Consider the following 9919-nt stretch of genomic DNA (forward strand, 5'->3'; position numbering starts at 1 on the left):
CGCCACTTCCGTAAAAGTCCTTGGCCTCCTCGAGAGCCCACAGGTCCAGGGCCTACCCGTGGTCGGCGAAGATCGTTTCCCGGGAAGGGGTTGATCGTTTCCCGCTTCGCACGTGACCGTGGCTCGGGTCAGACAGGAGGCCGGCCTCCGATGCCCAGGGGACCCGGCGTCCTCCCTATGCGGAGACTCCCCTCACTTGCATTCGATACGAGGCAAGTACGCCTTGACAATCTTGAACTGGCAAGGCGTACTTGCCTCATGGCTCTCCCAGCCCTGGACGATCTCATCGCGGAAGTCGACCGGAGGTGCGACACCGCACACCGTGCCGGCGGACAGGAACAGCCCGACTGGCTCGCCCTCCTCACGGTCGCCACCCAACTCGCAGGCGAACTACAGGGGCTGGCAGACGACCTGGTCGAGGACCACGTCGAGCACTGCCGGAGGCACGGCTCCTCGTGGACGGAGATCGGCGCCGCCGTGGGCGTGACCCGACAGGCGGTCCAGCAACGTTTCCAGGCCCCACACAAGCGCTACAGCCCCGAGACGACGACCGAGGACCTCCGCCAGGCAATGGTTCACGTCAAGCAGGCCGCAGTGCAGCACCGCAACAACTACATCGGCACCGAGCACCTGCTCTGGGGACTGACCGCGGAGGACAACAGCGCCACCCGCCTCCTGCAGACCGCCGGCGTCTCGCCGGAGGCGATCCACTGGTCCGTCGAAACCCGGCTGAGCTTGGGCGTCTCCCAGGCAGCCGAGCGCATCGCACGGACGCCTTTCTCCCGCAAGGCAATCGCCATCGCAGAGGCACGTTCCGAACAGCACGGCTCCGACCGCATCGACTGCGACGACCTGCTGATCGGACTTGCCCAGGTGGGCCGCGGAGTGGCCGCCAACGTTCTGACGGAGGCAGGCTTCGGCCCGGCCTCCCCCGGCGCGACGACTGCGGACACTCACTCATCGCAGCATGGGTGACCACGGCCCATTGGACGGGACGACTGATCTCCAGGAGCTGCCGACCTGACGGTCGGAGCAGCTCTGACCGGGAAGTTGACCCTGCGCGATAGCGTGTGAGCGAGAGGCGGCGGGGCCTTCGAACTGTTGCTTGAGTGCCTTCCCGCGTGCCTCCGTCATGGCTTCCCGGCGGGCCTTCCTCTGATCCCGGCGCGCCTTGGCGGTTCCACGTTCCGCCGCATCCTGTGCCTCGCGGACCGCCTTGATCTCGGCACGCAGCCGTTCGGGCGGCCTGCGCTCCACCACCGCACCGAATCGCAGGGCGAGCGGGTCAATCGCTGCCGCGTCGCGCTCGGCGACCTCGGCGACCTCGGCGACCAGCCCATGCTTGCCACGCGTCGCTGCGCACTCTCTACCGATCCGTACCGGTGTTGCCATCGTCGTTCGGAGAGTCCCGCCGCTTCCTCTTGCCCGGGTCGGATGCGTCCCCCTCCTCGTCCAACAACTCCCGGAGCGCAGCGTCTGCCCTCTTCTGGTCTTCCTTCGTCAGTTCGAGAGGCGTGTTGTTGTAGACGGTGTACCGATCGGGATCAAGGATGTTGGCGGCCCGCAAGGTGAACGTCAGCAGGGGGCGCCATCCCTTGCGATGGCCAACCCTCACTTGTATCTGGGCCTTGTAATTACGAGCCTCCGGGAGAAATCCCGAAAACGGTGCCTCGAACTCGACGAAGAGCTGTTGCGCTTCTCTGCCGGCCACAACGAATCCGGCCGGCAGCTTCGCTTCCTCGTCCGGCCCCGGCTGGAGACGAGACGGGGAGGACACCCACAGGAGCGGCAGATGAGAGGCGGGCTCATCAGGGAAGGTCAGGATGAGGTCCTGCACGACGATCGGCTTGGGGCCGGTGTTGTGCAAGACGAGCGGAAGCCGCAGGCGTGCCATGGAGCCGTGGACAATCGCCGCGAACGAATGAGGCTCCCACGCCTTCAGGCGCCCCTGTCGGGCGTTGAGCCACCAGAACGACGCGACGGTGAAGACCAGTGCGCAGGCCGACACAACACTGGCGCCTGTAAGTGACGAGGACGCATTCTGATCCGCCGCGACCATCAGCGGAACCACAGAATCAGTGTGCCAGCCCCACCGTGGTCTCGCTAAGAGGACTCAGTGACGCATGGTCGGAGGCCAGGACGGCCTCGTCACGGACGTGGGACCCCGCCTGCTCACAGCAGTCGGCGGGCAGGGTGGGTCCTGCGCCGCAAGGTGCCGCCGACAACCCCTCGGTACGGATCACACGTCGGCAAGGAACACGAGATACCAGGCAACCAGGGCCGCGCACGCCACCGCCGGGACGAGTCTGGACAGCCCGTCGCCCTTGCGCACGTGCGTCATCACGGCACCGGCGAGCAGCATCAGCAGCCCGATGCCGGCCAGGGCACCGCACAGCGGTACGACCGGGCCGAGGGCCACGCCGACGGCGCCTGCCAGCTCCAACCCGCCGATGACCCGGTAGGCCGCAGTGGTGAAGCCGGCGTGGGCGGAGACAGGTCAGCGAGGCGGAGAGGATCACGAGACGCCCTCGGGGGTGTGCGGACAAGGGGCGTGGCGGCGTTCGGTTCCCAGGTCGGCGAAGTAGGCGATCAGGTCGGGGTTGTCGACCGCGGAGGGATTGAGGACCTGCTCGGCGCGGGCGCCCTGGAGGAGGCGCTTGACCGGGACCTCAAGCTTCTTGCCGGTCTTCGTGTGCGGGATGGCCGGTACGGCGAGGATCTCGTCGGGGACGTGGCGGGGCGAGGCGTCGGCGCGGATCGCGTCTCGGATCCGGTCTCGCAGGCCGTCGTCCACCGTCACACCGGGCGCGGGGACGACGAACAGGGGCATCCAGTAGCCGCCGTCGTGTTCCTCCGCGCCGATGACGAGGGCCTCGGTGATCTCGGGGAGGCGTTCGACGATGTCGTGGATGTCGGCGCTGCCCAGGCGTACGCCGTTGCGGTTGAGCGTGGCGTCGGAACGGCCATGGACGATCACCGAGCCGTGGGAGGTGAGGGTGATCCAGTCGCCATGGCGCCACACGCCTGGATAGGCGTTGATGTAGGCGTCTCGGTAGCGGCTGCCGTCGGGGTCGTTCCAGAAGTACAGCGGCATGGACGGCATCGGACGGGTGACGACAAGTTCGCCGGCCTGATCGACGACCGGCGCTCCCGCGCCGTCGTACGCCGCGAGCGCCACGCCGAGGTTGGGTGCGGACAGCTCGCCCGCCCAGATGGGGGTCGTGGGGGCGCTGCCGGCGAGCCCGGAGACGACGTCTGTGCCGCCACTGGTGGACGTCAGTGAGGAAATCACCAACTCTGCCGTTTCTCGTCGTCAATATATGTAGCCCAAATAATTGAGGATCTCATCAGTAATGGCAGGGTCATCGTTGCGGTGGTTACACTGGGCCGTATGCCGACGTCAGCCCCGCCCAAGAACCGCTTCGAGCGACGCCGTGCCGAGACTCGCCAGGCGCTCGTCCGCGCGGCCCGGCAGATCCTCGCGGAAACCGGGGACACGAGCGCAAGCATCCAGGCCATCGCCGAGCGCGCCGATGTCGGCTTCGGGTCCTTCTACAACCACTTCGAGTCGAAGACGGAGCTGTTCGACGCGGCGGTGGCGGACGCACTGGAGGAGTTCGGGCAGGTCATCGACGAGCGCGTGGAAGGCATCGACGACCCGGCCGAGCTGGTCGCGGTCGGCTTCCGGCTCACCGCCCAGATGGCCGACTCCCACCCCGAACTCATGCGGATCCTGCGCGACCGCGGCCTGTCCCACATCCACTCCGACAGCGGCCTCGCCCCACGCGCCCTGCGCGACCTGGAGATCGGCATCGCCTCAGGTCGTTTCACCTGCGGCAACGCGACCACCGCCCTGTCCGCCCTGGGTGGCACCCTGCTCTCGCTGGTGGCTCTCCGGCTGGACCGCCCGGACCTCGACGGCGACGAGGCCGCCTCCGACCTGGCCGAGATGGTCCTGCGCATGCTCGGCCTCGCTGCGGACGACGCCCACGAGGTCACCCGTCGCCCGCTGCCCGCTCTCGCCCGATGACCTCCTGCACCTGAAGCGCGGCCCTCTGTGGTGCCACGCCAGCGGCGACGAGGAACTCGGTTGCCGCGGCCTCACCAGTAGGGTCCGCCCACTGGCATGCGGCGTTCTCCTCGGCGAGGGCCAGGATGAGTGCCTCCAGTGCTTGGGCGAGGACGGGTGCGGGAAGGTGGTCCGCGAAGACGCCTTCGCGCTGACCGCGCCGTAGGGTTGCGACGGCCTCCGCGCGGGCCGGTGCCAGGGTGGTGCGGATCTCGTCCTCTCCCAGATGGCGCCGTCCCAAGGCGATGAGCATGCGGTAGTGGTCGCCCACCGTCCATGCCGCCAGCACCATCCGTGTCATCGCCTCGACCGGGTCAGCATCCGCGGTACGGGCTGCGGCGAACGCCTGCCGAAGTTCACGGCCCGCTTCCTGTGTCAGGGCGGCGATCAGCGCACGCCGGCTGGGGAAGTGCCCGTAGAGGGTGCGCCGGGCGATGCCGGCCGCCTGAGAGATGCTGTCGAGACTCGCATCCGGGTCCTCCCGCAGTTTCCGCCGGGCGGTCACGAGGATGCGTCGGCGGTTGGAGTGAGCATCCCTGCGCTGCACAGTACGGCCCGGGGTGTCGGTCGTCTGCATGGTTCCTTCTCTCCACGATTGCCGGAAAGCCGTGGGCGCCGGTGCCCCCTCACGCCCCGGCGCCCACTCACCCCTGCCCAGGGTGGCTTGTCGTCCTGCTGACGGGCGTCAGGGGACGAGGATGAGGCGGATCGGGTCGCCGATCTTGTTCTCCAGTCGGTGGACGGCGTCGGCGGCCTCGACGAGCGGGATGTGGTCGGTGATGGAGGGAGCCAGGTCGAGCCGTCCGGCCGCGGTCAGCTGCACCAGCTCGGAGACGGACTCGGGGAAGCCTCCGTAGTGGCCGCGCACCTGCTTCTGCAGGTAGTTGAAGGTCAGGCCCTCGGTGATGGTCAGTGGCCGGGGTGTGATGCCCACCAGGATCAGGGAGCCGCCCAGGCCGAGCACGGAGGCGGCCTGGTCGCGGACGGCGGGGACGCCGGCGCAGTCGAAGGCGAAGTCGAGGCCGCGTCCGCCGGTGGCCGCGCGGGCCTGGTCGGCGAAGTCGGGGGCCGCCGGGTCGAGCGCGAGGTCCGCGCCGAAGGCCAGGGCACGCTCGCGAGCGCTGGGCAGCGGGTCGACGGCGATGATCGGGGCGGCGCCGACCAGGCGGGCGAGGCGTACGTTGTGCGCGCCGACTCCGCCCACGCCCCAGACACCGACGGACTGTGCGGCACGGACGCCCGCGGTGGCGACGACTGCGGCGTAGGGGGTGGAGACCGCGTCAGGGATGATCGCGGCTTGGTCGAAGGGGAGGCTGTCGGGGATGGGGATGAGGGTGTCCTCGCGGGCGATCACGTACTCGGCCCAGCCGCCGTCGTAGTCGATGCCGGCGGTGAGCATCTGGGTGCAGGGGCGGTGGCGCACGCATCCGGCGCACGTGCCGCAGGTCTTGCCGGCCTCCAGGGTGACGCGGGTCCCGACGGGCAGGCCGCGCTTGAGGTCGGGGCCGAGCGTGTGGATGACACCGGAGACCTCGTGGCCGACGGTGATGGTGTCGGAGGTGGCGAACAGCGGGACGAGGGAGCCGTCGAGCAGGTGGACGTCGGAGAGGCAGACACCGGCGGCCTTGACCTCGATGAGGACCTCGCCCGAGCCCGGCACGGGGATCGGGACCTCTTCCACGGCGAACTTCCTGCTGTCCAGGTGGAAGCGTCCGGCGAGCATGGTGTCCATGATGATCTGCTTTCTGTGAGCGGCACGGCCCGGTGGTTCGGGCCATGGGTGCCCTGGGGTGTCTGAATGGCTGGTGGGGCCGGGAGGCGTGCGGGGGCGGCAGGACGTCCGCACGCCTCCCGGCGGCTGGGGGTCACACGCCTCGACGGCGTTGTGCGGTCAGGCGAAGACGTCCTGCTGGTAGCGCTCGTCCGCTTCGAGCTGGGCGAGCCACTGCTGGGCGGTCTCGTCGTCGCTGCCGGTCTTCTGGCGGTGGATGGCGGCGAGGGCCTCGCGGACGGCGGGGGCCATGCGGCGGCCGTCACCGCAGACGTAGATGTACGCGCCGTCCTCGATGGCCTGCCACACCGTGTCGGCGGCGTTCGCGATGGCGTTCTGCACGAACCGGGCCGGGTGGCCGGTCACCGCGGAGAAGGCGGTGTGCACCTGGGCGATGCCGGCCTGCTCCCAGTCCTGCATCTCCTGGCGGTAGAAGTAGTCGTGCTCCGGGTGGCGGCAGCCGACGAAGACCTGCGACGCGCCCACCTGGGTGCCGTTCGCGTGCTGTGTCGCCCGCTCCTCCAGGAAGCCGCGCAGCGGCGCGATGCCGGTGCCGGGGCCGATGAGGATCAGCGGCGTGGCGGGGTCGGCGGGCGGGGCGAACGTCGGGGAGGGCACGCGGACGTAGCCGTAGACGACGTCCCCGGGCTCCAGGCCGGCGACGTAGGCGGAGCAGGTGCCGCGGTACTGGCCGTCGCCGGACAGGGCCGGGCCTTCCAGCAGGCCGACGGTCAGGCGCACATGGCGCGGGTTGGCGGACGGGGCGGAGGAGATGGAGTAGAAGCGCGGGCGGATGGGGCCCGTCATCTCCAGGAAGGCCGCCAGCGGCAGTTCGACGGCCGGGAAGCGCTCCAGCAGGCCCAGGACGGAGATGCGCTTGCCGAGGATCTCCTTCTGGTAGCGCTCCTCGGCCTCCTGGGTGTCGGCGGTGTACGCCTGGAGCTGCGGCCGGGTCCACGGGCACTCGGTGTACTCGGCGAGCGTCTGGATCTGGGACCGGGTGGCCACGTCCTGCAGCTCCAGGAACTCGGTGAGCAGGATGCCGGCGGTGACCGGGGTGCCGACCGGCAGGTGGGTGCGGCCACCGGTCGGCTGGTCGAGCCGGAGCACCTGGTCGTAGTCGACGCCGAGCCGCTTCAGTGCGCGCTCCACCAGGGCGAGTTCGTTCTTGGCGAATACGGCCAGGTGATTGCCGGTGTCGTAGGTGACACCGTCGGGCAGCTCGAAAGTGATGGACTTCGCGGACGGGCGCGGCGGCTCGATGCTGAAGTCCCACAGGCCGGTCGCGTCGGCCACGAGCTCCTCGTTGGCGACCACGGTGAGCGGGTAGGCCTGCTCGGAGACGATGGCGGGGCGCACGTCGGACTCGGTGAGCAGCTGGACCTCGTAGCGAGGGCCGCTGGCCTGGGAGGTGTCGGCGGCGTACTCCTCGGCCAGGGTGGCCCACAGGGTGTCCATCCACCGCGTGGCCATGCCGTCGAAGTCACCGGCGGCGTCCGCGATACCGCGCTCGACGACGGGGGTGGCGCCGGCGGCCAGCAGACCTTCCTCGATCCGCTTGGGGAATGCCTGGTAGGTGGCCACCCACTGGGTGTTGCCAGCGCCCAGCAGCGCGTACCGCACGTTCGCCAGCGAGCCCTCGGGCAGCCCGGCGGCGAGCAGGTCGTCGAAGCGCTGGGCGTTGTCGGGGGCCTTGCCGTTGTAGCTGGCGGCGACGACGGCGAGCAGGCCCTCGGTGGGCAGGTTGTCGCCCAGCTCGTCCAGGCTCACCAGCGTGGTGCCGAAGCCGGAGCGCTCACCTCGGTCGGCGATGGTGCGCGCCAGGTCCTCGCAGGAGCCCAGGCTGGAGCCGTACGCCACCGTCAGGTTCACACCCACACCGCTGACCGCTGCCTGGGCCTGGGTGTCGTCGGTCTGCAGGTCCGCGGCGCCGAAGACGGTCCGCTCGTGCTCCTGACGACGGCGGACGATCAGCTCGAAGTTGCCGGGCTTGCGCGTCAGCGCCTCCCGTACGTCCATCGCGTAGTCGCTGGTGTCCGAGAACTTGAACTTCTGCAGCACCAGTGTCAGGGCCAGGCGGGCCTCGGTGAGCGCGAACTGCCGGCCGATGCAGGCGCGTACGCCGTTGCCGAACGGCTTGTAGGCGTGCGGGTGCTGCGCGGCGCGGTTCTCCGGCAGCCAGCGGTCGATGTCGAACTCGTCGGGCCGCTCCCACGCCTTGGGGTGGGTGTGCAGCGGGCCTTCGAGGATGCTGACCCGTGTGCCCTTCTTCAGCTCGTAGCGGCCGCCGATGACGGTGTCGTCGATGGGCGCCTTGGCGATCATCGGGATGGGAGCCCACAGGCGCAGGGTCTCCTCCAGGATCCGCGGGATGACGTCCAGCTGCATGATCGTGTCGTAGTCCGGGACGGCGTCGCCGGGCAGCAGGCAGTCCACCTCGGCATACGCCTGGGCCAGGACGTGCGGGTTGCGCATCAGCGAGTACGTGGCGAACGACAGCAGACCACTGGTGGTCTCATGCCCGGCGATCAGGAACGTCAGCACCTGGTCACGCACGTTGTCGACGTCCAGCCGCTTGCCGGTCTCCGGGTCGGTGGCCTCCAGCATCAGGCCCAACAGGTCGTCCTCACCGCTGCCCTTGCCCTCCTGGCGTTCCTTGATCACGCTCTCGACCAGCTCGCGCATCACCTGGATGTTCTCGCCGTACTTCTTGGCATCGGCCCTGCGCAGCTTGGTCATCATCGGCAGCTCCTGAGAGCGCCGCATCGACTCGGTCAGCGCGCCCAGCATCGCGTTGAGGAACGGGTGCAGCTCCTCCTTGTCGAAGGAGTCGAACCGGTAGCCGAACCCCGACAGGGCGATGGTGTCCAGCGTCAGGCGGGTGTAGTCGTCGGTGATGTTGACCGGCTGACCCTCCCGGCGCTCCCACTTGCCCGCCAGGTTCTGGGCGATCTCCAGCATCTGCCCGAAGTAGTTCCTCATGGCCCGCTGGCTGAAGGCCGGCAGCAGGATCCGGTGTGCCCTGCCCCATTCCTCTTCGTGCTGGTGGGCGGTGAACAGGCCGGCGCCGGCGAAGTCCCGGATGTGGTGCAGCGGCGTCTTGTCGATCTGCTTGAAGAACCGCGTCTCGTCGCTGACCTCGGCCACCAGGTCCGGGTCGTAGACGAAGACCTGCTCGATGCCGGCGATGTCCATGCCGTAGATGCCCTCGGGGAACTGCTTGGACAGCTCACCGAAGTACTCCACCGGGTTGGTGTCGGGGATCTGCGGCGTGTGGCCGAGCAGAGGGATCCCCCGCGGGGACCGGATGGGGCGAAGGTCGTTCGCGGAGTACGTGGTCATGGCTTGCTCCTCTGCGGAGGGGGTGGAGGGGGTGGGCAAGGGCGCGCTGCGCAGATCGATGCCGTGGCGCCATACGGAAACATACGCCGTATGGAATTAGAACCATACGCGGTACGGAAAGTGGAGTGCAACCCCGAGAGTCCAGGTGGGGCTGTGGTGAAGCTCATTTCCATACCGTGTACGGAACTGGTACCGTACGAGGTATGGAAAAGAAGGAGAGACGCCCCCCGCGGGGAACGAGGAAGAGAGACGTGCCTCTGACGGAGGCCGGGATCTATGCCGCCGCCCTGCGGCTCATCGACGAGGACGGCGTCGAGGCGCTCACCATGCGCAAACTCGCCACCGAGCTCGACGCGAACCCGATGTCGCTGTACCACCACGTGCCGAACAAGGAAGCCGTGCTGCGCGGCGTGACGAGAATGGTCGGAGCGCAGTTCCGCACCGTGACACTGGAGGACGCTCCCTGGCAGGAGCGGATCCGCCTGCTCGCCACGGACTTCCGGACCCTGGCGCACCGTCACCCCAAGCTGCTGGCGTACTCGTTCAGCCACCAGCCGGACTTCATCCAGCCCGACGACCCGTTCTGGACCACGCTCACCGCCATCGTGGCCGCTGCCGGTGTGCCGCAGTCAGAGGTCTCGGAGATCGCCGCGCTGATAGTCGCCGTCGTCATCGGCGTCCTCACCGCAGAACTCAACGGCGCACTCCACCAGTGGTCGACCCTCAAGCCCCACGGC

At 69.0% G+C, this 9919-nt stretch carries 7 protein-coding genes and 2 pseudogenes; 3 read left to right on the forward strand and 6 right to left on the reverse strand.

Annotated features, from left to right (window positions below; genetic code table 11):
- The first annotated feature begins 258 nt into the window (after positions 1-258).
- Positions 259-975 (forward strand): Clp protease N-terminal domain-containing protein, encoded by a 717-nt coding sequence (locus LE548_RS41255; RefSeq protein WP_225102191.1) that lies wholly within the window; start codon positions 259-261, stop codon positions 973-975.
- Positions 976-1366: 391 nt separating this feature from the next.
- Here the strand turns inward: LE548_RS41255 and LE548_RS41260 are convergent, their stop codons facing one another.
- The 3 genes and pseudogenes from LE548_RS41260 to LE548_RS41270 all read right to left on the reverse strand — a co-directional run.
- On the reverse strand, positions 1367-2071 hold the full coding sequence (locus LE548_RS41260) for a hypothetical protein (protein WP_225102192.1): 705 nt from the start codon (positions 2069-2071) through the stop codon (positions 1367-1369).
- A gap of 168 nt (positions 2072-2239) precedes the next feature.
- A pseudogene (locus LE548_RS41265) lies at positions 2240-2476 on the reverse strand (DoxX family protein); the annotation flags it as partial.
- 39 nt (positions 2477-2515) lie between these two features.
- Positions 2516-3280, reverse strand: a pseudogene (locus tag LE548_RS41270) (acetoacetate--CoA ligase); the annotation flags it as partial.
- A gap of 111 nt (positions 3281-3391) precedes the next feature.
- Here LE548_RS41270 and LE548_RS41275 point away from each other — a divergent pair.
- Positions 3392-4030, forward strand: a complete 639-nt coding sequence (locus LE548_RS41275) for a TetR/AcrR family transcriptional regulator (RefSeq protein ID WP_225102193.1) — start codon at positions 3392-3394, stop codon at positions 4028-4030.
- On the opposite strand, the gene LE548_RS41280 is transcribed toward LE548_RS41275, so the two are convergent.
- The 3 genes from LE548_RS41280 to LE548_RS41290 all read right to left on the reverse strand — a co-directional run bounded on the left by LE548_RS41280 (position 3996) and on the right by LE548_RS41290 (position 9182).
- Positions 3996-4646: a TetR/AcrR family transcriptional regulator gene (locus LE548_RS41280; protein ID WP_225102194.1), complete on the reverse strand. Its 651-nt coding sequence runs from the start codon at positions 4644-4646 to the stop codon at positions 3996-3998. The two genes, LE548_RS41275 and LE548_RS41280, sit on opposite strands and share 35 nt — an antisense overlap.
- Positions 4647-4754: 108 nt before the next feature.
- Complete coding sequence (locus tag LE548_RS41285) at positions 4755-5801, reverse strand: zinc-binding dehydrogenase (protein WP_225102195.1); 1047 nt, start codon at positions 5799-5801, stop codon at positions 4755-4757.
- 159 nt (positions 5802-5960) lie between these two features.
- A complete protein-coding gene (locus LE548_RS41290) occupies positions 5961-9182 on the reverse strand; it encodes a bifunctional cytochrome P450/NADPH--P450 reductase (protein ID WP_225102196.1) in 3222 nt (1073 codons plus the stop codon).
- 251 nt (positions 9183-9433) lie between these two features.
- On the opposite strand from LE548_RS41290, the gene LE548_RS41295 reads away from it, so the two are divergent.
- Positions 9434-9919: TetR/AcrR family transcriptional regulator (locus LE548_RS41295; RefSeq protein WP_225102197.1), on the forward strand; the 486-nt coding region annotated here is incomplete at its 3' end.

The organism is Streptomyces sp. CoH27 (assembly GCF_020181035.1).
Classification (GTDB): domain Bacteria; phylum Actinomycetota; class Actinomycetes; order Streptomycetales; family Streptomycetaceae; genus Streptomyces; species Streptomyces camelliae.